The organism is Agriterribacter humi (assembly GCF_009192765.1).
Lineage (GTDB): Bacteria > Bacteroidota > Bacteroidia > Chitinophagales > Chitinophagaceae > Agriterribacter > Agriterribacter humi.
The window spans coordinates 685,735-711,164 of the sequence record NZ_VOHQ01000002.1 but is presented as its reverse complement, the minus strand read 5'-3'; the positions used below and the strand labels follow the sequence as shown (position 1 = coordinate 711,164).

The 25,430-nt window shown below is 41.3% G+C and carries 23 protein-coding genes; 13 read left to right on the top strand and 10 right to left on the bottom strand.

Annotated features, from left to right (window positions below; all coding sequences use genetic code 11):
* Positions 1-48: 48 nt before the first annotated feature.
* Positions 49-552, bottom strand: coding sequence for a dihydrofolate reductase (locus FRX45_RS06040; RefSeq protein ID WP_152267478.1), 504 nt, complete (start codon positions 550-552; stop codon positions 49-51).
* Between the two features lie 155 nt (positions 553-707).
* Positions 708-1,529, bottom strand: a complete 822-nt coding sequence (locus FRX45_RS06035) for a thymidylate synthase (RefSeq protein WP_152267477.1) — start codon at positions 1,527-1,529, stop codon at positions 708-710.
* 223 nt (positions 1,530-1,752) lie between these two features.
* Here FRX45_RS06035 and FRX45_RS06030 point away from each other — a divergent pair, with 223 nt between their 5' ends.
* Positions 1,753-2,505, top strand: a complete 753-nt coding sequence (locus tag FRX45_RS06030; protein ID WP_152267476.1) for a glycerophosphodiester phosphodiesterase family protein — start codon at positions 1,753-1,755, stop codon at positions 2,503-2,505.
* Positions 2,506-2,726: 221 nt separating this feature from the next.
* On the opposite strand, the gene FRX45_RS06025 is transcribed toward FRX45_RS06030, so the two are convergent.
* Positions 2,727-3,266, bottom strand: a complete 540-nt coding sequence (locus FRX45_RS06025; protein WP_226805014.1) for a hypothetical protein — start codon at positions 3,264-3,266, stop codon at positions 2,727-2,729.
* Between the two features lie 186 nt (positions 3,267-3,452).
* Between FRX45_RS06025 and FRX45_RS06020 the strand changes: the two genes are divergently transcribed.
* The 11 genes from FRX45_RS06020 (at position 3,453) to FRX45_RS05965 (ending at position 13,412) form a co-directional block, all read left to right on the top strand.
* Entirely contained in the window at positions 3,453-3,962 is a 510-nt protein-coding gene (locus FRX45_RS06020; protein ID WP_152267475.1) for a hypothetical protein, read from the top strand.
* 14 nt (positions 3,963-3,976) lie between these two features.
* A complete protein-coding gene (locus tag FRX45_RS06015) occupies positions 3,977-4,885 on the top strand; it encodes a hypothetical protein (protein ID WP_152267474.1) in 909 nt (302 codons plus the stop codon).
* 60 nt (positions 4,886-4,945) lie between these two features.
* A complete protein-coding gene (locus tag FRX45_RS06010) occupies positions 4,946-6,103 on the top strand; it encodes a beta-ketoacyl-ACP synthase III (protein ID WP_226805012.1) in 1,158 nt (385 codons plus the stop codon).
* A complete protein-coding gene (locus FRX45_RS06005; RefSeq protein WP_152267473.1) occupies positions 6,103-6,516 on the top strand; it encodes a hypothetical protein in 414 nt (137 codons plus the stop codon). The genes FRX45_RS06010 and FRX45_RS06005 overlap by 1 nt, the downstream gene beginning before the upstream one ends.
* On the top strand, positions 6,500-7,519 hold the full coding sequence (locus FRX45_RS06000) for a BtrH N-terminal domain-containing protein (RefSeq protein WP_152267472.1): 1,020 nt from the start codon (positions 6,500-6,502) through the stop codon (positions 7,517-7,519). Before FRX45_RS06005 ends, FRX45_RS06000 begins: the two co-directional genes overlap by 17 nt.
* Positions 7,520-7,747: 228 nt before the next feature.
* Positions 7,748-8,494, top strand: coding sequence for an ABC transporter ATP-binding protein (locus tag FRX45_RS05990; protein ID WP_152267471.1), 747 nt, complete (start codon positions 7,748-7,750; stop codon positions 8,492-8,494).
* Between the two features lie 257 nt (positions 8,495-8,751).
* On the top strand, positions 8,752-10,032 hold the full coding sequence (locus FRX45_RS05985) for an ABC transporter permease (RefSeq protein ID WP_152267470.1): 1,281 nt from the start codon (positions 8,752-8,754) through the stop codon (positions 10,030-10,032).
* A gap of 11 nt (positions 10,033-10,043) precedes the next feature.
* Entirely contained in the window at positions 10,044-10,307 is a 264-nt protein-coding gene (locus FRX45_RS05980; protein ID WP_152267469.1) for a phosphopantetheine-binding protein, read from the top strand.
* 10 nt (positions 10,308-10,317) lie between these two features.
* The gene (locus tag FRX45_RS05975) at positions 10,318-11,505 is read left to right on the top strand and encodes a beta-ketoacyl-[acyl-carrier-protein] synthase family protein (protein WP_152267468.1); all 1,188 of its coding nucleotides are present in this window, start codon (positions 10,318-10,320) and stop codon (positions 11,503-11,505) included.
* 130 nt (positions 11,506-11,635) lie between these two features.
* Positions 11,636-12,673, top strand: coding sequence for a beta-ketoacyl synthase chain length factor (locus FRX45_RS05970; RefSeq protein ID WP_152267467.1), 1,038 nt, complete (start codon positions 11,636-11,638; stop codon positions 12,671-12,673).
* Between the two features lie 151 nt (positions 12,674-12,824).
* Positions 12,825-13,412 (top strand): hypothetical protein, encoded by a 588-nt coding sequence (locus tag FRX45_RS05965; RefSeq protein WP_226805010.1) that lies wholly within the window; start codon positions 12,825-12,827, stop codon positions 13,410-13,412.
* Between the two features lie 65 nt (positions 13,413-13,477).
* Here the strand turns inward: FRX45_RS05965 and FRX45_RS05960 are convergent, their stop codons facing one another.
* The 3 genes from FRX45_RS05960 to FRX45_RS05950 all read right to left on the bottom strand — a co-directional run bounded on the left by FRX45_RS05960 (position 13,478) and on the right by FRX45_RS05950 (position 17,598).
* On the bottom strand, positions 13,478-14,995 hold the full coding sequence (locus tag FRX45_RS05960; RefSeq protein ID WP_152267466.1) for a hypothetical protein: 1,518 nt from the start codon (positions 14,993-14,995) through the stop codon (positions 13,478-13,480).
* Positions 14,996-15,045: 50 nt separating this feature from the next.
* Entirely contained in the window at positions 15,046-16,608 is a 1,563-nt protein-coding gene (locus FRX45_RS05955) for an OmpP1/FadL family transporter (RefSeq protein WP_152267465.1), read from the bottom strand.
* 105 nt (positions 16,609-16,713) lie between these two features.
* Positions 16,714-17,598, bottom strand: coding sequence for a hypothetical protein (locus tag FRX45_RS05950; RefSeq protein ID WP_152267464.1), 885 nt, complete (start codon positions 17,596-17,598; stop codon positions 16,714-16,716).
* 144 nt (positions 17,599-17,742) lie between these two features.
* Between FRX45_RS05950 and proS the strand changes: the two genes are divergently transcribed.
* Positions 17,743-19,221: a proline--tRNA ligase gene (proS, locus tag FRX45_RS05945; RefSeq protein WP_152267463.1), complete on the top strand. Its 1,479-nt coding sequence runs from the start codon at positions 17,743-17,745 to the stop codon at positions 19,219-19,221.
* A 239-nt stretch (positions 19,222-19,460) separates the two neighbouring features.
* On the opposite strand, the gene FRX45_RS05940 is transcribed toward proS, so the two are convergent.
* The 4 genes from FRX45_RS05940 to FRX45_RS05925 form a co-directional block, all read right to left on the bottom strand.
* The gene (locus FRX45_RS05940; RefSeq protein ID WP_226805008.1) at positions 19,461-20,843 is read right to left on the bottom strand and encodes an MFS transporter; all 1,383 of its coding nucleotides are present in this window, start codon (positions 20,841-20,843) and stop codon (positions 19,461-19,463) included.
* 236 nt (positions 20,844-21,079) lie between these two features.
* Complete coding sequence (locus tag FRX45_RS05935; RefSeq protein WP_152267462.1) at positions 21,080-22,354, bottom strand: glucose-1-phosphate adenylyltransferase; 1,275 nt, start codon at positions 22,352-22,354, stop codon at positions 21,080-21,082.
* A gap of 37 nt (positions 22,355-22,391) precedes the next feature.
* Entirely contained in the window at positions 22,392-23,852 is a 1,461-nt protein-coding gene (locus FRX45_RS05930) for a glycogen synthase (RefSeq protein ID WP_152267461.1), read from the bottom strand.
* Positions 23,853-24,054: 202 nt separating this feature from the next.
* The gene (locus FRX45_RS05925; protein WP_152267460.1) at positions 24,055-25,419 is read right to left on the bottom strand and encodes a sugar MFS transporter; all 1,365 of its coding nucleotides are present in this window, start codon (positions 25,417-25,419) and stop codon (positions 24,055-24,057) included.
* Positions 25,420-25,430: the final 11 nt, after the last annotated feature.

The following is a 25,430-nucleotide window of genomic DNA, read 5'->3' as shown; positions in this document are numbered from 1 at the left end:
ACCGTACATCGGGCCAAAGCTATGGACACGGTCAGGAATAGCGAAATCTTATCTTTTTCTTACCCAGGTCTGGAAGGAATATGCGAATGCATGTTTGGCATCCGAAGGAAAATCCAGTTCATACACTTTGTACCAGTTTTGCTCCTGTATAGCAGGAAAAAAAACATCGCCCTCCAATACGGCATGCACGCGGGTGATATAAATTTTATCGGCAAGCGGTAAAAAAACATTGTATATCTGTCCGCCACCGGCTACAAAAACTTCTTTGCAATCTGTTTCCTCCGCTTTTGCCAGTGCTTCTTCCACTGAACCCACTACCCAAACATCATCACGGTAAATACCATGATCTTTCTGGCGGGTAATAACAATATTATACCTCCCCGGCAAAGGTTCGCCTGCCATAGACAAATATGTTTTACGCCCCATAATAACCGGCATACCCCATGTGGTGTTTTTAAAAAACTTAAGATCGTTTGGTAAATGCCATAACAGTTGGTTATTATAACCAATGGCATTGTTTTCGGAAGCGGCAACGATAAGGGATATAATCATATCTGAAAGATTCAATACAAAGAACCAAATCACAAGAACCAAAATTCAAAATCCGGAGCAAAAAGACAGGAATGGCTGTCAGCGGTCAGCAGTCGGCCATGAGCAATACTTGAAAATTCAAATCATAAACTACAAATCTCAAACCACAAATTCCCCTACACCGCCACAGGCGCTTTTATAGCCGGATGATGCTGGTAATTTTCGAATGTAAAGTCTTCGAATGTAAAATCAAAAATATTGTTCACTTCCGGGTTCAGCCGGATTACCGGCAACGCATAAGGTGTACGCGACAATTGCAGCTTCGCCTGTTCTATATGATTGTTATACAAATGCACATCGCCGAAGGTATGTATAAATTCACCAGGCTCCAGCCCGCAAACCTGTGCTATCATCAGCGTAAGCAAAGCATAGGAAGCAATATTAAAAGGAACACCCAGGAAAACATCAGCAGACCGCTGGTACAACTGGCAGGAAAGACGGCTTCTTAATTCTCCCTTTAGGGCGTTAGGGGGCGCCACATAAAACTGGAACATGTTATGACAGGGCATCAAAGCCATTTTGGAAAGATCGGCCACATTCCATGCACTTACAATTAACCTGCGGCTGTCGGGATTTTTTTTGATCTGGTCAATTACCCCCGTGACCTGGTCAATGGTTTGTCCCCCGGCGCCTTCCCAACTGCGCCATTGTTTTCCATATACAGGTCCTAATTCACCATTACTATCCGCCCATTCATTCCAGATATTTACATTATGATCATTAAGGTATTTAATATTGGTATCTCCTTTCAAAAACCATAGCAATTCGTATATTATACTTTTCAGGTGTAATTTTTTGGTAGTAACCAGAGGAAAGCCTTTGCTCAAATCGAACCGCGCCTGGTAGCCGAAGCAGCTAATGGTACCCGTGCCCGTACGGTCGTGTTTTTGCACGCCGTTGTCCATAATATGCTGAAGCAATTGCAGGTATTGTTGCATGTGTGCAAGTTAAGACAAAAGCTGCAAGGAGATAATTTGAAAAGAACAGGATAAAGAATAAAAGCCGGAATTGTGGATATTTAGTGAAATATTCATTGATCTTTACAACTGCTGAAAATTAAGGATCAGCATCAACTTTTACTATTATCACTGAAACGTTCGTAAAATGAAAAAGATTTTTTTACTCCCTGCTGTGTTTTTTTTGTTATTATCAAACGGTTGTATGTCCACTAAAAAAACAAAGGCTTCTGCTCTGTCGTTTGCCCCCAATATAGTTGTTGCCCATCGTGGCGCCTGGAAGAAAAACAAGCTGCCCGAAAATTCTATTGCCTCATTAAAAGAAGCGGTGCGGATAGGTTGTACGGGATCTGAGTTTGATGTACATCTTACCGCAGATGACAGCCTGGTGGTTAACCACGACCCGCATTATGCCGGGTTAACCATTGAAAAAAGCACTTATGCCGAACTGTCGGCGACAAAGCTGTCTAATGGTGAAATGTTGCCTACGGTGTACAATTACCTGCAGGCAGGTATGCAGCAAACAAAAACCAGGCTCGTACTGGAGATCAAGCCTTCCACTATAAGCAAGGAACGGGGCCAATATTTGGCTGAAAAAGTAGTAGCCCTGGTAAAGCAACTAAAAGCCGAACCCTGGGTTATGTATATCAGTTTCGACTATGATATCCTTAAAAAGGTACTCGAATTGCAGCCCGGTGCGGAAACCGCCTATCTCAACGGCGAGAAAACACCCGGGCAATTAGCCGCAGATAAGATTTCGGGTGCAGATTATCACCTCGCCGTATTTAAAAAGAACAGCACTTGGATCGCAGATGCTAAAAAAATTGGGGTGAGTCTGAATGCCTGGACGGTAAACAATGCGGAAGACATGCAGTGGTTTATCAATAATAAATTTGATTATATTACCACCAATGAGCCGGAGTTATTATTTGACATTATTCATAAAAAAGGAAGATGACAGCTTAAACATTTTTTCGGGAGCATTGCTTGGAGACAGTATGAGTGGAAGAAGATTAAAACTATGTGTACCTATGTGGCTATGTGTTGAAAAAATACATTAAACACATAGACACAGTAGAAACAAGACAGCAACACAATAGAAAGCATAACGCTATAATCTCAAAATAAACGCCCCCGATAATGACTTATCCGGAGCGTTTTATATTTTATGATGCAATACTATCTGCCACCAATGACGTATCTCGCTGATATTCCAAAATTAGCCCCATTAAAAGAATCATAATAATCAGGCTTTGAAAAAAATATAGTGGGGCGAAAATCCGCTGTTAAATTTAAAGGAATTGCTGGAAATTTATAATCAATCCCCCCTGTTGGATAAAAGCCAGAGCCGAAGCCTTCAAACTTATTATCTTTTGAAAATACATTATATGCGATTAGACCGCCGCCTACAAACCACCTTAACCCTTCAACAGGGATTTTAAAATGATGCTGATATGTGCCGGATACAGAAAAGCTAAAGGGGCGACTATTGTAGTAACTATTATTCAAATAATAGCTACGTCCTCTCGATCCGCCACCAGCATTTAATTCAATAGCTCCTGAATTGCTTACAAATGTTTTAAATGAAAAGGCGAAAGCGTCATAATAGGATCCTGGCGCCAAACGAATACCAATGGCATTTTTATAGCCAGACTGTGAATAACCAGCCAAACAAATGCCCGTTGCAATCAAGGTCATGCATAATAATTTTTTCATCATAACAATTTTTAATTTGATGCGCCAAAGATAAGACCGAAACGAGGATATCATATCGCAACCATACCTGTAGCATCGTTTTTAAACAGTTCTTAACATAATTATTTTAACTTATATACCGGGTAAATCTAAAACCGCACCAAAATTGCATTTAGCTAAAATATTATTCTTACTATATTTGACCCCTGTATGTTCAGTTTAAAAAAGTCAGCATTTATTTCACTAATATTTACGGTATTGTTGTTATGCACAGCACGATTACTGTATGCTCAAACGGGTACAACTGCGTTTAACCGTGCTGCTTTTTATACCGCATTTGCCAGCGATAACATCAGTACCATTCAGAAGCAACTGGATATCATTAGTAAAAGTTTGCAGGATGAGAAAGAGGCCTTTGAAGGTGCATTAATGATGAAAAAAGCAGGACTGATCAAAGGCGCATCACATAAGCTTACAATGTTTAAGGCCGGAAGAGAAAAATTGGAAAACATGCTTAATAAATATGCTGATAATGCAGAGTATAGGTTCCTTCGCCTGATGATACAGGAAAAAGCTCCCAGGATACTGGGGTACGACAAACAAATAGAGGAGGATCATAAATATGTTATTGAACATTTTAAAACCATTCCTGAAGCCGCTCAAAAAGCCATTCTTAATTATAGTAAATCATCCAAAGTTTTATCACCCGCAGACTTCTAACCCCCTGGGAAAGCATGAGCAAGAAAATTTTAGCTGTTTATTTTACGCAGTCCGGACAATTGGGAGACATCATTGATCATTTTACAAAACCCTTAGAATCTTTTCCGGATACCGTTGTTGAGAAAGTGCGCATTTACCCTGCCAAACCATTTCCTTTTCCGTGGACCTCCCCGCTTTTTTTTAACGCTATGCCGGAGAGTGTAGATGGCGTTCCCACAGCACTGGAACCTTTTACTTTTAAAGAAGCACAATACGATTTAATCATATTAGGTTATCAGCCCTGGTTTTTATCACCCAGCATCCCTGCCGGCTCATTACTACGGCATCTGTCATTTAAAGCAGTACTGAACAATACGCCGGTGGTTACAATCAGCGGATGCAGGAATATGTGGATCAATGCCCAGGAGAAAGTAAAAAACCTGCTTAAAGAAGCCGGTGCAAACCTGGTAGGTAACATCGCACTGGTAGACCGTCATAATAATTATACCAGCCTGGTAACGATACTTTACTGGATGCTTACGGGAAAAAAAGACAGGAAATGGGGACTATTTCCCAAACCGGGCGTGTCGGATGAGGATATTGTGAATTCCGCTATATTTGGTGAAACGGTGAAGATGCATCTGCAAAAAAACGAATGGAGCGGATTGCAAACCCGCCTGCAGGAACAGCATGCGGTAAACGTAAGATACAGCCTGATGTTTATTGAGCGAAAGGCAGGACGCATATTTACTATCTGGTCGAAAATTATCAATAAAAGTAAAAAAAGGAGCGCCCTGCTTGTTGCATTCAAATATTATCTTTTAATTGCTCTTTGTATTGCAGCGCCAATCATTTTACTGGTTGATGCTATATTTTTTAAGCCCTTTCTGGGTAAACGCATAAAAAAACAAAAAGAATATTATGCAGGTGTTACGCTGAAGTAATTGGCCGGCAACGGTAGCAGCCAATTGTATTTGATAATATTCTATTTTTGAATTCTATACATGAAGCAAATGGCATTGAACGAAGTTTATATTACAAAAACAGCCAGTTTTTTTCCCAATAACCCCGTGTCGAACGATGAGATGGAGGAGTACCTGGGTTATATCAATAATAAACCTTCCAAGTCCAAACGCATTGTGCTGCGCAACAATGGTATTGTAAACAGATACTATGCATTGGAAAAAGGAGGAAAAGTAACCCATACCAACGCCGAAATGACGGCACTTGCTGTAAAAGCCCTATTTAATGGTAGCCCTGGTGATTTAAAATCCGTTGAACTGTTGTCCTGCGGCACTTCCTCGCCCGACCAAATGATGCCGTCTCATGGCGTGATGGTGCATGGGTGGCTTCCCGAAAGCGGCGCTATAGAAGTGGTTTCGCCTTCAGGCGTTTGCTGTGCCGGTATGCATGCACTCAAATATGCGTACATGGCTATAAAAACAGGTGATGTGTCAACAGCCGTTGCCACGGGATCGGAAAGGATGTCTGCTTCCCTGCGTGCATCTAAATTTGAAGATGAGGTACAGAAGCTGATCGAACTGGAAGAAAATCCTTACATCAGTTTTGAGAAAGAGTTTTTAAGATGGATGCTATCGGATGGCGCATCGGCATTTTTATTATCCGGCAAAAAAAATGAAACCGGGTTAAATCTTCGAATAGAATGGCTGGAAGGCGTATCCTATGCCCAGGAAATGGAAGCCTGCATGTATATGGGCAGCGAAAAGCTGGAAGATGGTACCCTGAAAAGCTTTCTTGAATATACGCCCGAAGAAATAAATGAACAATCGGTAATGAGCATTAAGCAGGATGTAAAACTGCTGAGCGAGCACATTGTTCCCTTAGGTGGAATTAAGCTCAAAGAGTTATTTGAGAAAAAAGGATTGACACCCGTCGATATAGATTATTTTTTGCCACACATGTCCAGTAATTTTTTCAAGAGCAAAATATATGAAAGATTAGAATACAATGGTATTGCCATCCCCTATGAAAAATGGTTTGTTAACCTTAGTACCGTAGGCAATGTAGGCGCCGCTTCTGTTTATATGATGATTGATGAATTATTCCATAGCGGTAAACTTCAAAGGGGCAATAAGATCCTTTTACTGGTTCCGGAGAGTTCCCGCTTTTCATACATGTATGGACTATTAACCGTGTGCTGATGAAAAAAGAAGACATACCTCAGGACCCCAGCGCTTTGCACAATGTAACAAAAGAGGTTTCTTATGCGGTAGATGAGAATGGGAATTATGTAACGGAACTGAGTACCGGCTGGGATGTAAAAATAAAAGCATTAGATGTTGCCTGGAGTGATATTGAAAAAAAACTAGCCGATGCCAAACAAAAGGTTTTAAATAATGAAGCGAGCCCGTTGTTGTATTTCATGGAACTAAAGCTGATGGATATACAAATCTTATCGGCCTATACCCGTTTCTGGAAATGGCAGGTAAAGCGTCATTTAAAACCCCGCGTTTTTGAAAAATTATCAGCTAAAAAATTACAGAGATACGCAACTGCTTTTGATGTAACTGTTGAAGCATTAAAAAATGTGAATCTGAATGAAACCGGAGTATAAGCATCTGCAGGCAGCGCATTGCGAAAATGGGGTAACAACGAGCCTGCTGCAGCATTACGGAGTACATCAAATAACGGAGCCATTGGCTTTTGGTATCGGTTCGGGGCTGTTTTTCATTTACATTCCTTTTATGAAAGTAAATGACGGACCAGCCATTTCCTTTCGCACCATGCCCGGTATGATCTTTAAACGTACCTGCAGGTCGCTTGCTATTCCCATACTACGCAAAAAATTCTCATCCAAAGAAAATGCACGACAGGCTTTGGACAACAGGTTGGAGTCTGGGCACCCCGCTGCCTGCCAGGTGGGTGTTTTCTATCTTCCTTATTTTCCAAAAGAATATCGCTTCCATTTTAACGCACATAATTTAATTGTGGTGGGTAAAGAAGCAGACAACTATCTCATTAGCGATCCCATTATGGAAACCATAACCACCATGACCAGTTATGAACTGGATCGGGTTAGGTTTGCCAGGGGACCGCTTGCTCCACGCGGACAATTGTATTTCCCTAAAGAAGAAAGAGTAGTGACCAATGAACAAATGAAACAGGCGATCATTACAGGCATTAAAAGAAATGTGCGCCATATGTTATATGCACCGGGTAATATTGCCGGCATAAGCGGGATACGGTATACCGCAAAAAAAATAAAAAAATGGCGCGATACACTGGGGCTGGAAAGATCACGCAGCTACCTGGCGCAATTGGTGCGCATGCAGGAAGAAATTGGTACCGGCGGCGGCGGATTTCGTTTTATTTATGCAGCGTTTTTACAGCAGGCTTATACCTATCATCCTGTTGATGAACTGATGGATATATCAAACCAGTTTACCAAAGCCGGTGATCTTTGGAGAGATGCTGCCATACAGGCATCAGGCATTTATAAGGGCCGCCTTACCGAACAGCAGGATTATAATGTAATGGGTGATTATCTTTTGGATATTGCAGAACTTGAAAAGAAAGCGTTCAAACAACTGGCAGAAACGGTTAAAAAATTACGTTAATGGAGTTGATGAAGAATACAGGAAGTTACAAGTTACAGGGTGCAGGGTGCAGGTTGCAAGTTACAAGTTACAAGTTACAAGTTTCAGGGTGCAGGTTACAGGTTGCAAGTTGCAGGGTAAAAGTTGCAGGTTGCCTCATATCCCATACTACTATAACTCAGCAACAACTTCCTCTCACTTCTCACCTTTCACCTCACACCTTACACCCCATACCCCATACCTAACCCCATGACTCCCCCCGCTATCCATATAGAAAACCTGAACTTTGAATACAAGGGCAATACCCGGAAAGCCGTAAAGCAATTCAATTTGCAGGTGGAACAAGGCGACCGCTTTGGTATTTTTGGACCCAACGGTGCAGGCAAAACCACTTTAATGAACCTGATGACGGGCCTGCTGCCATATACAACAGGATCTGTTCAACTGATAGGACATGAAGTAAAAAACAATAGAAGATTCATTAATACCTTATTTGGTTTTGTGCCACAGGATTTTTCTTTTTACCATGAGCTGAGTCCTGTGGAAAATATGGAATTTTTTGGTGCATGGGCGGGGCTTCATAAGATGGAGATACAGCATAAAACAGATGATTTACTGAACATCATGTCGTTACAGGGTGTGCGCAATAAGCCGGTAAACACATTTTCGGGTGGCATGAAACGCAGAGTAAATCTTGCTATTGCCGTAATGCATGAGCCTCAGATCTTATTTTTGGATGAGCCTACAGTGGGTGTGGATGTACAAACACGCTATGCCATCATAGGTTACCTGAAAGCATTGAATGCGAAAGGCACCACACTCGTATATACATCGCACCAGTTAAAAGAGGCAGAAGACCTTTGTAATAAAATAGCCATGATAGATGAAGGAAGAATAATTGCCAATAATACATTAAGCGAATTATTGAAAGAACATAAACAGGACGGGCTGGAAGGACTATTCCTGAACCTTACAGGCAGGGAATACAGGGATTAGAGAATTTCTGATTTTTGATTTGAGATGGAAATACAGTTTGTTGTTTATAGTTTTTAGTTTATGGCGTTCGAATTGCAATCCCTGTCGTTTGTAGTATGTGTTTTATCGTTGTACTCCATTCGGAGTCCTGATTTCAGGCTTCGGATTTGATATTAGAATTTTTAATTTTATTTGTTACTTGTTTTTTGTGATTTGGTGCTTTTATTCGGATTTCGAAATTCGGACTTCGTACTTTGTGATTTAAATTTCAAATTCTTTTGTTTAAGCTCTGGTCAACCATAATAAAGGATTATAGAATTTTAACCCGCGATAAAATGGGGCTTACACTTATGTTTGTAATGCCCATTATACTGGCTATTGTAATTGCATCTGTACAAAACAGCACTTTTGAGCTGGTAAACGAAAACAAAATACCCGTTCTGCTTTTAAACAAGGATACCAGCGAACCCGCTATGGAACTGGAGATGGCATTAGGCAAAGTGGGTATGTTTGATATTAAAAAGATACACGATATTCAAAATGAAGCAGACCTTAAAAGCCGTATCAATACCAAAGATGCATTGGTGGCTATCGTTATCCCGGATAATTATTCGGAGGAGGTACTAAAAAAGGCAAAAAGCGTAGCAGGCGAGGCATTGAAAAATATAGCCATACAGGAAGATAGCATTCAGCATACCGCTGATACCATCATTCCTGTTAAGCTGTATTACCATCCGGTATTGCAGCAATCTTTTCGTAAAAGCATTGATGGTATGCTGCAAAGTGCATTGCAATTTATACAAAGCAAATACATTGTAAAAAATGTATACTATGCCGTAAATGAAGAAAATATACCGGATGCGTTAGAAAAGCAGATCGTTACCAATCAAACCCCCGTAACAGAAATCCCTGTTTCCAAAAGCGATAGCCGGCAAATACCCAATGCCACACAGCACAATATTCCGGCCTGGACTATCTTTGCCATGTTTTTTATAGTAATATCGCTGGGCAGCAGTGTAGTAAGAGAGAAATTAAATGGAAGTATCATCCGGCTTCGCACCTTACCTACGCATTTTGGATTAGCCATTGTTTCAAAACAAATTACTTACGTGCTGGTAACCATGCTGCAGGCGGCAGTAATTTTTTCTATCGGCATGTGGCTGTTCCCTCAAATGGGCCTGCCCGCGTTAAACCTGCCATCCGATAAAGCCGCTTTATTTTTGGTAACCTTTATTTGCGGACTGTGTGCCGCCAGCTTCGCTATTTGTGTAGGTGTGTTTTCCAACACCCAGGAGCAGGCTAACGGTTTTGGCGCCGTGTCTGTTGTGTTGCTGGCAGCCGTTGGAGGATTGCTGGTGCCTTCCTTTGTAATGCCCGCATCTTTTCAGTTCATCATGCGGCTGTCTCCATTGCACTGGTGCCTGGAAGCCTATTATGGACTGTTCCTGGAAGGCGGGAACCTACAGGATATTTGGATGAATATTATACCTTTATTGGTTATTACATTATTATTGCAAATAATTGCGTTTTATGGCTTACGCCGCAAAAGTTTGATCTGAAAATTTCACAAATGGAAAAAGAACAATTAAAGCAACAACTTAAACAACAAATAGTTCAGTTTCTAAATCTTACAAGCGTAAAACCAGAGGACATCAAAGATGATGAACCTTTATTTGGTGAAGGACTTGGGCTTGACTCCATTGATTCTATTGAGCTGATCGTATTGCTTTCACGCGAATACGGCATTACCATACAGGATCCCAAAGAAGGCCGAAAAATACTGGTGGATATTAATACCATGGCAGATTATATTGCAGAACACAAAACCAAATAAATTTTTTCTATTGAGCCGGGTTTTTGTTACAGGAATGGGGATAATCAGTGCTATTGGTGATACTGTTGCAAAAAACCGTGAAGCGCTGATCAATAAGCAGTGTGGCATTGCAGGCTTAACACTCTTTCACACAAAATATACCGGGCTGCGGCCATGCGGCGAAATAAAAGTGGAAACGCATGAACTGAAAAATAAACTGCGTGCCCATGAAAAGGGCATTACCCGAAGTTCCCTGCTGGCATTACATGCATTTAAAGAAGCTATAGCTGATGCAACACTTTCAGCTAACCAGTTATCATCGCGCCATACCGCCCTTATCGGGGCTTCCACGGTTGGCGGCATGTGTCTTACTGATGAATTATATAACGATGCCAACAAAAGCGAAAACGGATCCGAATACCTTTCTTCCTACGATTGCGCTTCTGTTGACCTGTACCTCCAGTCGAGATATAGCATGAGTGGGGTTATCAATACCATTAATACGGCCTGTTCCTCTTCTTCAAATGCCATTATGTATGGTGCAAGATTATTAAAAAATGGTTTGGCTAAACGTGTAATTGCCGGGGGAACCGACAGCCTCGCGAAATTTACGATCAATGGATTTAATGCGCTGCATATCCTTTCTCCTGAAAAATGTACGCCATTCGACAGAGACAGAAAGGGATTGAACCTGGGTGAAGCCGCTGCATTTCTGGTATTGGAGAAGGAAGAAGATATCGCCGGCAAAAAAATATACGCTGAGTTAACGGGTTATGGCAACAGCAACGATGCATTTCATCCTTCCTCTTTATCAGATAAAGGAGACGGTCCTTTTTTGTGTATGCAAAAAGCTTTACAAAAAGCACAACTTCCGGCTTCAGCAATCAGTTTTATCAATGCGCATGGCACAGCTACAGAAAATAATGACGCTGTAGAAAGCCAGGCTATGATCCGGCTATTTGGAACACCGCCGCCTTTTGCTTCCACCAAAGCCAATACCGGCCATACACTTGGAGCCGCAGGTGCTGTAGAAGCAGTATTTGGTGTTCTAAATCTTTATTATCAGGAAATATATCCGGGGCTGCATTTCAGCAATGCAATAGAAGCCACCGGCTTAAAACCTGAAACCATTTACAGGCAAGGATCATTACAACATGTGATGTCTAATTCATTTGGTTTCGGAGGTAATTGTACCTCGTTGATCTTTTCGAAAATATAGAAGACGGATTTGTGATTTATAGTTTATTATTTGTCGTTTATGGTTGAATTCGTTTGGATTTCGGATTTTCCGGTTTCGGATTTGAAATTTATTTGTTTTTTGTGATTTGTTTTTTGGTTCTTTGTATTCCATGTATATCCACCATCATACCTGCATATCGCCGCAACAAACATTTGAACATGCTGATGTGGAAACATTGCATGAAAGCGCTGATAATAAATTAAAGGCGAAAGAACCGGTATATAAAGGCATCCCACCCGGTATTTTACGGCGAATGGGTAAAGCTGTAAGAATGGGGATCGGTGCTGCGCTGCCTGTAATAAAACAACAGTCTTTAATAGATGGAATAATTATAGGAACCGCTAACGGGGGCATGGAAGATTGCATTAAATTCCTCAACCAGATCATAGATTATGAAGAAGGCATGCTTACCCCGGGCAATTTCGTACAAAGTACGCCCAATGCCATTGCCGCGCAAATGGGCTTACTGAATAAAAACAAGGGCTACAATATTACACATGTGCACAGGGGGCTGGCATTTGAAAATGCTTTGCTCGATGCCATGATGATGATTAAGGAAAACCCCGGCAATAATTATTTACTGGGAGCAGTAGATGAGATCTCTGCTTATAACTACAATATTGATCTTTTAGACGGATGCTTTAAAAAAGAGATCATCGTTAATAAAAACCTGTACGATACAGTATCTGCAGGCACCATCGCCGGCGAAGGTGCAGCCATGTTTGTAGTGAACGATAATGCTGAAAATGCCGTGGCAACAATTAAAGCAATACAAACCATTCATACAAAAGATGAAATGGAAGTCAGCAGGGTACTGCAGCAATTCATACAGCAAACCCTTCCTGATAACGAAAAAGTAGATATGCTGCTAACCGGCGAAAATGGTGATGCCCGTTTATTGAAATATTATACGGAAGTTGAATCTTTGTTTGATGAATACACCACAATTGCCCGATTCAAACATATGTGCGGCGAATACCCCACCGCCTCATCGGTAGCCCTTTGGCTGGTTTGTAACAGACATCAATGGCCTGCGCATATGATCAAAAAACAATGTAAAAACTCCACTGTGCGAAATATCATTATCTATAATAATTACAGGGGGTTACAGCATGCATTTATGCATATTGTAAAATATAAATGCTAATGCGTCAACAATCAAAAAATCGTACATTTAAGCATGGGAAAGTCTATAAAGATATTTAGGTCCTTTAAGGTTGAAAATGAAGAAAAAATAAAAACCTTGTACTTTCGTTTATTATCGCAATTGCATCTCTAACCAATAAATAGCCATTTATATGAAGTCTCTGAAAAAAGCCATCCTCCTTTTCGCCGTAACCTTTATTTCTCTGCAAATGTATGCCCAGCGCATCCGTGTAGTGGAAGGTAAAGTTCCCGACCTTAAAAATGAAAAATCTGTGAATACAGAATTTACTTATGATAATATAAGTGTAGGTAAATTTGATAAAGAAGCCGACTATATTAAAAACAAAACAGAAGAATACAATAAAAAAGAAGCAGGAAGAGGAGACAGTTGGGCAAAAAAATGGGTTGAAGACCGGGAGTTAAGGTATGAACCCAAATTTGATGAGCTGTTTACCAAATACAGCGATCTGACCATAGACAATAATGCTAAATACACGATCATTTTTCATACTACTTTTATGGAGCCCGGTTTTAATATAGGCATAACCCGTAAAAACGCTTTCATCAACGGGGAAGTGCTGATCGTGGAAACTGCCAATAAAAATAATGTTATTGCTAAACTGTCTCTTGACAAAGCGCCCGGTAATTCTTTCTGGGGAAATGATTATGATACAGGCGAAAGACTTTCAGAAACCTACGCTACTGCAGGCAAATCGCTGGGGAAGTTTATTAAGAAGTAAGTGCCCTGCAAATGGCACCAAACAATATATTACTGACATAATAAAATTCAGCTATTAAGGGTTTTCTAATAGCTGAATTTTTGCAAATTTGCCTGAATTTTTTTTATCCGGAGCATTGCCCCATCAGCATCAAGATAGCTTAAAACAAAGCTGTCATCAAACCATAATGTTGCCTGGGGATCTACCGGATAATTATCTTTAATCTCATCCTTTTTTAGCTCTTCTATCTTCTCAACGTTTCCTGAACTTGCATCAATTTGTGCATATATGGCTGTTCTGCCTTTCCCTTTATCATAACCGCTGACCATCACAATTTTATTGTCTTTTACATGCAGGGAAGAGGAAAGTCCCACAGGCCCGTTCAAACGAAATCTTTTGGGAATAACAGCATAGATTAAGGGCTTCATGCTACTATTCAAAAAATTGATCAACCCGTCTCCTGTAGTCCAGTAAATTCTATCAGAATTAACTTGCGGCGACTGATAGCTATATCTTACTTCTTCGAATACAATCACTCTTTCTTCATTATCAATAATACGAATCACTTTCATTTTATCCCAATCATCGAAATCAGGTTTATCAAGCTTCTTATTAACGGTTTCATATCCAGACTTAATATTCCTGATGAAATCTTTACCCAGTACTCTTTCATATGAAAAAAAGGTTTCGGTACTGAAATCTATCTTATGAATTGCCCGAATCTCTTCTTTTTCATCATTCAAATAGTCAACATATACAAAAGCATAATCCGGGTTAAAGGAACTCAGATACAGTTCACCGAAGAATTTAGATTTCTTCCGTGGGTGAAAGGGGATCAATATTCTTTTTTGCGGGATCCAGGTCTTTGCTTCAAAAGTCTGCACCTTCAATTGATTATTTTCTTCTGCAGAGAGAAAAACAAAATCGCCCCGGCTGTTTAATGCGCTGTTCAGATATATGCCATTATTGCTAAGTGGAATCTTTTCGTTTGAAACAGCTTTCAGATCATCATCCAGGGCAACAATATTCATACCTCTGGTAATAGCAGGTAACTTCTTTTCGTAATACCGTATTCCCAGTTTCACTTCATGCTGTGTTTCGTTTTGCAGGAGCCTTACTTCAAAATCGGATTCCCCGTCTTTTACCATAGGGTCTAAATGGTCCTGTTGCTTAACAATCTTGCCAGTTTGAGGGTCAATTAAATATATTCCCGATTCCCTTTTCCTTCCTATTTTGCTTATATCCGATTCAGTACAAACCAGCAGGTTTTTTCTAAACTTAAAAATTGCATATGGAACACCTTTAAGTGGAAGCTTCCACCCCACTTTCATCTTATCGTTAATTTTCAATGCGCCGTAGTCCCTGCCATCAAAACTAACCAAAACGACAGCCTCTGTGGGAGAAAGCATTACCCGGCTCATATTAAAATCTCCGTCTGAATGCTTAAACACAGGATAAACATATACATCCCACCCAGGTTTATTTTTTTCATAACTACCGGGTATAATACGCCAGTCCTGGTCCTGCAATTCCGATTGCAATTCCTGAGCATAAGCAACAGATGAACATAGGAGTATAAAGACAAAGAATAAATTTTTTGCCATAATTTTTATAAAATAAACAAAAAAGAAAGAAAGCAGAATCAAATATACTTTTAAAACTTAAACCCAACCGTTAGCAATATATTGCCCACGGTATTGCTAAGCTTCGCGGCATTAAATACACCTTCATCCAAACGGTAGGGATAATACGCATCTTTAATGATCTGGTGAATATAAGCCAGGTCAACAAACATTCCTTTATTGCGCCAGCCAAGTCCGCCGCTGATGTTCATTCTGCTTGCATTGGTTATATCTCCGGGTTCATTACCAAAATAATTATTGCTGTATGGATTGCCATAATATCCAAACCCGGCTCTCACCATTACTGTTTCGAATTTTAGCTCGCCGCCTAAACGGAAATTGACCGCAGATTTGAATACATCATCTATCGTATTGTTCAAATCGGTAAAATAATCTTTATCTGCCTGGTTGGTATTATCCTGCGTATTAAATGCGTTGTTCTTATAACTTACATATTCCACATCGGCAGTAATAAACCCTTTTTGTGAGCTTACATCCGCCTGGCTTCCAAAAACATAAGCCAGGCCCGCACCCAGCCGCATGGGCGTTTTATACCTGTAGGTGTATTCACCCGAATAACCATCATTCAAATCCAGAGAACTCTGTGATTTTTCACCTTCATAGTTTTCGGTATCGGTAGTAAGTGAAGAATAATAAGTGTCTTTAAAAGAATACCACGAAGGGCTATGAAAGTTAAGCCCTACGCGCAATGCGTCCACAGGCTTAATTATAATACCGATATTAATGCTTGCCCCTGTTCCATCCGTTCTTAAATAATCGTCTGCCACAAAATAATTGAAGTCATTATCGGCATTATTGGTAGCATCCGTTTCCCTGAAACTGCTGTTGCGTATGTACTTTAATGTGTTGATATTGATGGAACCCCCAAAGTAAAATACATCATTATAGTTTGCTCCAACACCTATGCTGAATTCTGAAACTCCGCCTTTCGTGTTGATGATCTGCTGTTGCTTTAATCCAGTAGCAACACTGGCATTGCTGGCATACCCGGTAAGATTGTTATCGCTGTCATAGGTTGGATCAAGCAGGTAGGTATTTAAACCCAGACTGGCGCCATAAGGATAATCCAGTGCAGCATCATCCGGATTGGTTGCATTCCCACTAATGAGCTGGTCGAGGTATTTCTCGGAATATGAACTCTGATTATTTTCACCACTGACATATGTATTGTTATTGAAATTAGCGGTCTTGCTGATCGCCAGCCCAATGCTTACATTCTTCCATTTGCTGCCCGCCTTATAAGAAGGAATGCCCCATACCACGCCCATTGGACCATAGTTGAAACTACTTTTATTATCCGTTGCAGTTGATCCCCTGTATGATGCTTTATCATTACTGAAGGTAAAGCCGGGCGTTAATACCAGTTCACTCGTTTTGTATAATCCAAGCCCTGCCGGATTGGTATACAATGCCGTAATATCTCCCCCCAATGCACTAACGGCCCCGCCTATTGCCTGGGCGCGGGCCGTTCCCTGGGGTGTAAGCCAGGAGTATCTTATTGCATCTAAAGGCTCCTGGGCAAATAAAACTGAAACTGAAAAAATTAATCCTGTCGTTATAAATGCTTTCCTCATATTTGAATGGTTTAAAATCAAAAAGGATAGGTAGGTTAATTATACCAAAAAGAGCGGCCTTCCGCTCTTTGGTAAAAAATTTAAAATTGTACTCCTCTATTTTAACTATCTGCCTCCTCTTCCGGGTGAACGGGAAGGTGCACTGCCGCCGCCTCCACTGCTTCTGCTGCCCGAATTTGAACTGGGGCTAACTCTCGGGGCTGATGGTGTATTATTATTGCTGCGTTCAAAAGTTCTTGTGGGTCTGCTATCGTTACTTCTTTCTACAGAACGGCGCGGACTGGTATTGCCCGAAGATCTGCGCGGGTTTACATAATTATTGTCACTATTCTTGAATACCCTTACAGGTGCATTTCTGTTATTATTCAATTCCGGATTACTGTTCCGGTTGCCATAACTGCCAAGGTTTGCTCTCCTGGGTGTGTAGGTTCCCGCAGGTCTTACATTACCGGGCTTGGTAGAAATTAAACCGGGATAATAATGTCCGGATCCATATCCGTAAGAATAATAAGGATTATAAAATGAATATGGATTATAAAAACCATTGTATAAACCACCCCAGCCATAGCCCATACCCATACCAATACCGTAATTAGAATAAGGCGAATAAAATGAGTAAGGATTATAATAACCTAAACCCATTCCGAATCCATTACCATAAGAAAAAGGTGAATACATACCACCACCATAATATGAATAATCATCTAAGGAAGACCACAAAGAAGGGTTCCTTACTTTCATACGTAAATAGTTATCTTCACTGCTATATGCGGAACGATCCTGCTCAGTTTGCACATCTACGTATTCATCCCGGCCATTATCCTCATAATACTCATCGTCATTATTATTGTTATTGTAGGAAGATGCCACCCGTTGCTGTGGTGCAGGAGAATAATACACATCATCGGGTGTTTGTCCCGATTTATACATTGTCGAACAGCTACTTAATCCAACCGCAACTGCTGCCAAAAGTAAAATTCTCGTATTCATAATAGAGGGTTTTAAATTTACACTATGAAGTTACTACATTTGCGACAATTCGCACTGTTAATCTATTTAAAATAGTTGGGTATATATTAAAAGATATCCTATGTGTAATACAGTCCATTATAAAGAAGCATATTTAAAAAAATTATGAGTAAAGAAATTACTTCCCGGTCGCAGGATTATGCACAATGGTATAACGATCTTGTTATTAAAGGTGGGCTCGCAGATTATTCTGCAGTTAGGGGCTGTATGGTAATTAAACCTTACGGTTTCGCATTATGGGAAAATATGCGTGATCAGTTAGACAGAATGTTTAAAGACACCGGGCATGTGAATGCTTACTTTCCGCTATTTGTTCCTAAAAGCCTGTTTGAAGCAGAAGAAAAAAATGCTGAAGGTTTTGCAAAAGAATGTGCAATAGTAACGCATTACCGGCTCAAGGCCGATCCCCAAAATAAAGGCAAATTAATAGTTGACCCCGAAGCTAAATTAGAAGAAGAACTGGTGGTACGCCCAACAAGTGAAGCCATTATATGGAGCACTTATAAAACCTGGATCCAGTCTTACCGCGATCTGCCCATATTGGTGAACCAATGGGCAAACGTTGTGCGTTGGGAAATGCGCACACGTCTTTTTTTGCGCACTACGGAATTTTTATGGCAGGAAGGTCATACCGCCCATGCTACAGCGCAGGAAGCAATTAAAGAAACAGAACGCATGCTGGATGTGTATGCAGATTTTGTGGAAAACTGGATGGCTTTGCCGGTAATAAAAGGTGTAAAAACGCCTAATGAAAGGTTCGCGGGAGCTTTGGATACCTATTGCATTGAAGCGCTTATGCAGGATGGTAAAGCATTGCAGGCGGGCACATCCCATTTTTTGGGACAGAATTTTGCAAAAGCTTTTGATGTACAATTCTTAAATAAGGAAAATAAGCAGGAATATGTGTGGGCCACATCCTGGGGCGTTTCCACCCGTTTAATAGGAGCGCTGGTAATGGCGCACAGCGATGATGATGGTTTGATTATACCACCCAGGATTGCACCCTTCCAGGTAGTTATAGTGCCTATCCACAAGGGTGAAGAACAGAAAGCTGTGATTGACGCAAAAGTGAAAGCACTTTTACAGGAGTTGAAGTTAGCCGGCATCCGCGTAAAGTATGACGACAATGATAATACCCGCCCGGGCTGGAAATTTGCTGAATACGAGAAAAAAGGTGTACCTGTTCGGATTGCCATCGGGGCCAGGGATATTGAAAACAATACGGTTGAAATTGCCCGCAGGGATACCAAAGAAAAAATTAGTGTAGCGATAGACGGCTTGTCGGTACGCATCATTAATTTACTCCAGCAAATACAACAGGATATGTATGATAAAGCCAAAGCCTATCGCGATGAACACATCACTCCCGCCGATTCATGGGATGAATTTGTACAATTGCTAAACGAAAAAGGAGGGTTTATATCTGCGCACTGGGATGGCACCGCGGAAACAGAAGAAAAAATTAAGGAACAAACCAAGGCAACGATCCGTTGTATTCCTTTAAACACGGAGGAGGAAGATGGCAGGTGCATACTAACCGGCAAACCGAGTAAGAAAAGGGTTTTATTTGCACAGGCGTATTGAGGAGGTATCAGGTGTCAGCGTTGAATGACGGTTACAAGTTGCAGGTTACAAGGTTTCCTGCAACTTGCACCCATTAACCTTTTCACTTTTCACCTTGAACAGTAAAAGAAGGAATTATCACCTCGCTGTTAGTATATTTTGGCTGAAGGCTGACTGCTCAGGGCGTATAGTGAGTGATGAGGCTCAGGTTTACGCGCCTTATAACCTGAAACCTGCAACTTGTATCCCTGCTTCCATTTTCAAATTTTCAAATTTTTTACATTCCTTTCCCCCGGATCGTAAACATATATTACGCTTATAGCTGCGCAAAGCATAAAAAATCCGGCCATAACAATTGCGTATATGGGCTGGTTGTTGTAAATGTATTTTACAATGGGTCCGCCTATTATGCCATTTACCAGTTGGGGCAGGGTAATAAAGAAATTAAATATACCCATGTAGATACCCATTTTGCCGGCGGGAATAGAACCGGATAAAATAACGTAAGGCATAGCCAGTATACTGGCCCATGCTATGCCGACTCCTGTCATGGAAAGAATAAGCCAGTTGGGATTGTGAATAAAGTAAATGGATATAAGTCCGAGCCCTCCGCATGCCAGTGAAAAAGCATGTGTTTTTTTACGGCCAATTTTAAAGGCGATAAAGGGTAGCAGTAATGCATACACTGCAGATACGCCGTTGTACACACTGAACAATATTCCCACCCAATCTCCTGCGGTACGGTAGGCATCCGAACTCTTATCTTCAACAGATAGCCCATAGGTATGCGTGGCAACCGCATCATTGGTAAATACCCACATGCCGAACAATGCAAACCAGCTAAAGAACTGAACCAGCCCTAACTGCTTCATGGTTTTGGGCATGCGTGCAAAATCTTTGAATATCTGTCCTAAACCCTGTTTTTCGTTTTCGGCTTTGCCATGATATTGTTCGTATTCTTTTGGCGGATATTCCTTTGTTTTGAGTACCGTAACCAGTATGGCGATAATGAAAACGATGGCCCCAATATAAAAGGCCCATTTTACATTAGCGGCTATAATGCCTTCTGCCGCACTGTTGGAAACGCCAAACCAATTGGTAAGGATAAAAGGAAAGGCAGACCCGATGACGGCTCCCGCGCCTATTAAAAAAGTTTGCATCGAAAAGCCCATTGTTCTTTGGGAATCGGGAAGGTTATCGGCAACAAGTGCCCGAAAGGGTTCCATTGCCAGGTTAAAGCAGGCATCCATGATCATTAACATTCCGGCGCCCACAAATAAAGCGGGTGCTATGGCCGTAAAGAGGGAAGCATTGGGCATTAAACACAATGCTGCGGCGGATAAAATGGCGCCCGAAAGAAAATAAGGCTTGCGGCGTCCCAAACGATTCCATGTGCGGTCGCTGTAATGACCAACAACAGGTTGTACGATCATCCCCACCAGTGGAGCTGCCAGCCAGAACCAGGAGAGGTGTTCAACATCGGCGCCAAAAGTGCGGAGGATTCGGGAAGCATTTCCGTTTTGCAGTGCAAATCCAAACTGGATACCAAAAAAGCCGAAGCTCATATTGAATATCTGCCAAAAGTTAAGTTTCGGCTTACGCAAAAGCCCGGCAAAAGAATCCTGCGAAGCAGCAGCTTGCATAGCAGTAGTTTAATGGATGTTACAAGTTACAGGGTGCAGGTTACAGGGTGGCAAGTTGCAGGTTGCAGAGTACGGTTACAAGTTACAGGGTGCAGGTTACAGGGTGGCAAGTTGCAGGTTGCAGAGTACGGTTACAAGTTTCAGGTTCCAGGTTACAAGTCGCAGGGTAGCAAGTTGCAGGTCAAGCACACGTATCTTGCCCTGAAACCTGAGACCTGTAACCTGTAACAAACCTATCAAATCACAAACCCGTCAGGCAATATAGCACCCTTCTTCACGACCACAATGCCATCCTTTACCGTATACAAAGGATGATCAGAATCGGGCATGTGTGTTCCTCCATTGATCCGCACATCATTTCCAATTCTGCAGTTCTTGTCAATAATGGCGTTCCGGATATAGCATCTTTCACCAATACCCATTTTGGGCAGGCCGCGCAGTGCAGCATTTTTCATTTCCTCTAAGGTTTCATAATAATCGCTCCCCATAATATAAGTGCTTACAATGGTTGATCCGTATCCAATGCGGGTACGGATACCCGTTACACTGTTTTCAATACGTGAAGCATTAATAATGCAACCCTCGGCAATAATGGTTCTCTCTAATGTAGTACCACTTATTTTGGCTGGCGGCAGCATCCGCGGCCGTGTGTATACCGATTTTGAATTGTCAAAGAGGTTGAAAGGAGGTATATCGTCCGTAAGCGCCAGGTTGGCTTCAAAAAAAGAATAGATATTTCCAATATCGGTCCAATACCCGTCGTACTGGTAGCTTACTACTTTATGGGTACTGATGGAATCCGGAATAATTTCTTTGCCGAAATCTGTGGCATCTTTATGTACATCCAGCAGCATATCAAACAGCAGTTTACGGTTGAATATATATATACCCATAGAAGCCAGGTATATTCTGCCGGACTTTTGCATTTCATCACCGGTATCGCTCGTCCAATCCGGCAATAAATCTTTCTTTGGCTTTTCTATAAATGAGGTTATATAATGATCCTCATCTGCTTTAAGAATACCAAATTCCGGCGCCTCCCTTGCCGCAACAGGTATGGTGGCTATGGAGATGTCTGCTTCTTTGTCTATATGGCTTTGCAGCATTTCACTGAAATCCATCTGGTACAACTGATCGCCGGACAGAATAAGCACATGATCAAATTCCTGTTGCTGCAAATGACGTAAGGACTGGCGCACTGCGTCTGCCGTTCCCTGGAACCAGCCCGGGTTGTCGGGCGTTTGTTCAGCGGCCAATATGTCTACAAATGCTTTACTGAAAATACTGAAATGATACGTGTTTTTGATGTGCTTGTTAAGAGATGCGGAATTGAATTGGGTAAGCACATACATTCTGCCGATATCAGAATTAAGACAATTAGAGATGGGAATATCTACCAGTCGATATTTACCGGCAATAGGCACAGCAGGCTTGCTGCGGGTAGCGGTAAGCGGGGAAAGACGGGTACCTGCACCGCCTCCCAATATAACAGCGATCACACTCTTTTTCATAGCCCAAATAATTAATTATGAAGAATAAATTTTAAAATCATTCTTTAACCGCATCCTCTTTTACGGGCGCTTCATTTTCCTCCTGCAATAGTTCTTCGTACAGGCTGAGATACTGCTGAACGCTATGCTGCCAGCTAAAATCCAGTCGCATCATCCTTTCTCTTACTTCATTTATTTTTTCCTGGTCCTCAAACAAATCTATCGCCCGCCAGATGCTGTGTGTAATATCTCCAACAGAAGCCCAGTTGTATACAATACCATAGCCGTCTTTTTCACCATGATCTATTACCGTATCCTTTAATCCGCCTGTACGGCGTACCATAGGTATCGTTCCATAACGCATAGCATACATCTGGTTGAGCCCGCAGGGCTCCACTCTTGACGGCATCAGTAAATAATCCGCTCCGGCATACATGAGATGACTCAGTGATTCATTATACCCGATATAAACGTTATAATCCTTTTGCGCCAGTTTCTGTAACAGGCTGAGTTGCGCTTCCACTTCCGGGAAACCGCTGCCCAGTATCAGGAAATTCATTTTCCGGCCGATATAATAATAACTGTCACTAATAGCCGAAGGGAGTATATCGGCTCCTTTTTCGCCTACCAGCCTGCCAATAAAAACGATCAGCGGCTTATCGAAATCCAGGTCAAAGGTTTCACAAAGGCGGCGTTTGCTTTTTGCTTTGCCTTCGGCTACAGACTCAATACTAAAGTGATCTTCAAGATAGCTATCATTTCGCGGGTCCCACACCGTTGTATCAATACCGTTTAAAATACCCGTACATTTTCCTCTTTCATATTCAAAAAGGGCTTCCAGCCCGTTAGCAGATTGCCGCAGCTCATCCAAGTAACTCATACTTACTGTAGTTACTTTCCAGGCACATTTTATACCTGATGCCAACGGATTAATGTTGTTTTTCCAGTCCAGCATTCCCCACTTCCAGCTATCCCATGGCGGCAGCAAATAACTTTTGTCCCAGCCCATTGTTCCCTGGTACTGTGCATTGTGTATGGTAAGCACTGTAGGAATTTCGTGTAAATGCTGATACTTATAACAATGCTTAATGATAAACGGAATTAACCCGGTGTGATGATCATGTACATGTATTACATCCGGACGGTGCGCCCATACCGCAATCCAGTCTACAACCGCTACCTGGAAAGCAGTGAATCTTTCGGTATCATCATTATATCCATATACTTTTTCCCTGTCTAATAAACCATTAATATCTACCAGGTACAAATCAAAACCCAGCTTGTTGGTTTGTTCTTTAATAACAGTATAATCAAACCAGTAGTCGCCGATATTCGTTCTTCCCTTATGTACAACATCCCATACATTATCTATTAAAAACTTTGTTTTGTACATGGGCATTACCACTTTGGCGATATGCCCCAGTTCGTTCTGGTATTTAGGCAGTGCCCCAACAACATCTCCTAAGCCACCTGCCTTAGCAACCGGGTAACACTCGGCACTAACATGTATTATTTCCATCCTGTTTAAATTCGGTGAGCGGGTTCTTTGATTGAATATAGGAAGGTTTTTGATTTATACAAGCGGGAAAAGAAAAAAATATTGCTCCCACATTCAGGGACGCGGATAAAATATATTTTATCCGTGTCCTTTCTATAATTTATGATAAATACATTTCAAACTTTGCTGCTTACTGTTTTGTTACAATTGACGGTAAAACAGGTTACGCAATGGTCGTTTTACTAACTTTTTTTAAGCCCACTTTATGACCACTGATACCATAATACAATATATAAAGATAGCATGGTATCATAAACCAGTAAGAGCTGCGGGCAGCAAAAGCATGTGCGGTTCCTTCAGCCACACCGTTAGCCACAGCCTGCTGCGTGCCGCTATCTACCATTGCGCCATATACCAATGGTAAAATGGCTCCTCCCACAAACGACATTACAACAATGCCTGAACCCAATTTGGTAAATCTGCCCAGTCCGCTTATGGCAAGTGGAAATATTGCGGGGAATAATAAAGAATTGGCAAAGCCCAGTAAAGCAATGAACAATACAGATGTAAAACCAGTGGTTAGTAAGGCAACAGCGGTAAATACTACGCCTATAACTGAAAAAATCTTCAGGCTGGTTTGCTGGGATAGCAACTTCGGAATAGCAAAAATTCCAAGTATATAACCGATCAGCATACAAACCAGTGTTGCCGATGTAAAGAATTTCGCTTTTGCCATTTCAATTCCAAGAGCGTGCCCGTAGCTGATTATAGTATCTCCTGACATTACTTCCACTCCTACATATAAAAACATGGCTAAGGCGCCCAAAAATAAATGTGGGAACTGGAAAATATTCTTTTTTCCTCCGTTTGCAACCGAAGCAGTATTTTCATCTGCATCTCCGTCATCCTTAATATCGGGTAACGAAGAAAAATACACAGCGATTGCAAGTACTACCAATACAATGGTTATAATGATGTATGGATTGATAACCCTGGCAGCCAGTTGATCAAGTTCCGCCGCCTTAGCAGCAACATCCATTGATTTTAATTTTTCGGTAAGTGCATCTGCATCCTTCAATGCAATAAAGCCGAATATTAAACTTGCAATAATGCCGGCCAATTTATTACATATCCCCATTATGCTTATCCGGGAAGCAGCGCTTTCGATAGGCCCAATAATGGATATATAGGGATTTGACGCGGTTTGCAATAAGGCAAGCCCTGTTCCGATCACAAACAGTCCGAATAAAAAAAGATTATAATTGCGCGACTGTGCTGCAGGTATAAAAACCAATGCCCCTACAGCCATAATGAGAAGCCCCAGAGACATCCCTTTTTTATACCCGGTTTTCCTTAGTACATACGATGAAGGAATAGACATTACAAAGTATGCGATAAAAAAAGCGGTAGCAACCAGGAAAGACTGGGTAGTGGATTCCAGTTCACAGGCAATTTTGAGGTAAGGAATTAATATTCCATTGATCCAGGTAACGAATCCAAAAATAAAGAATAAAGCCCCAATAATAATGATAGATGAAATGTAGCTTTTACGGGCAGCGGCGGGTTGAAGACCAATGGCTGTAGACATGTTTGTATAAA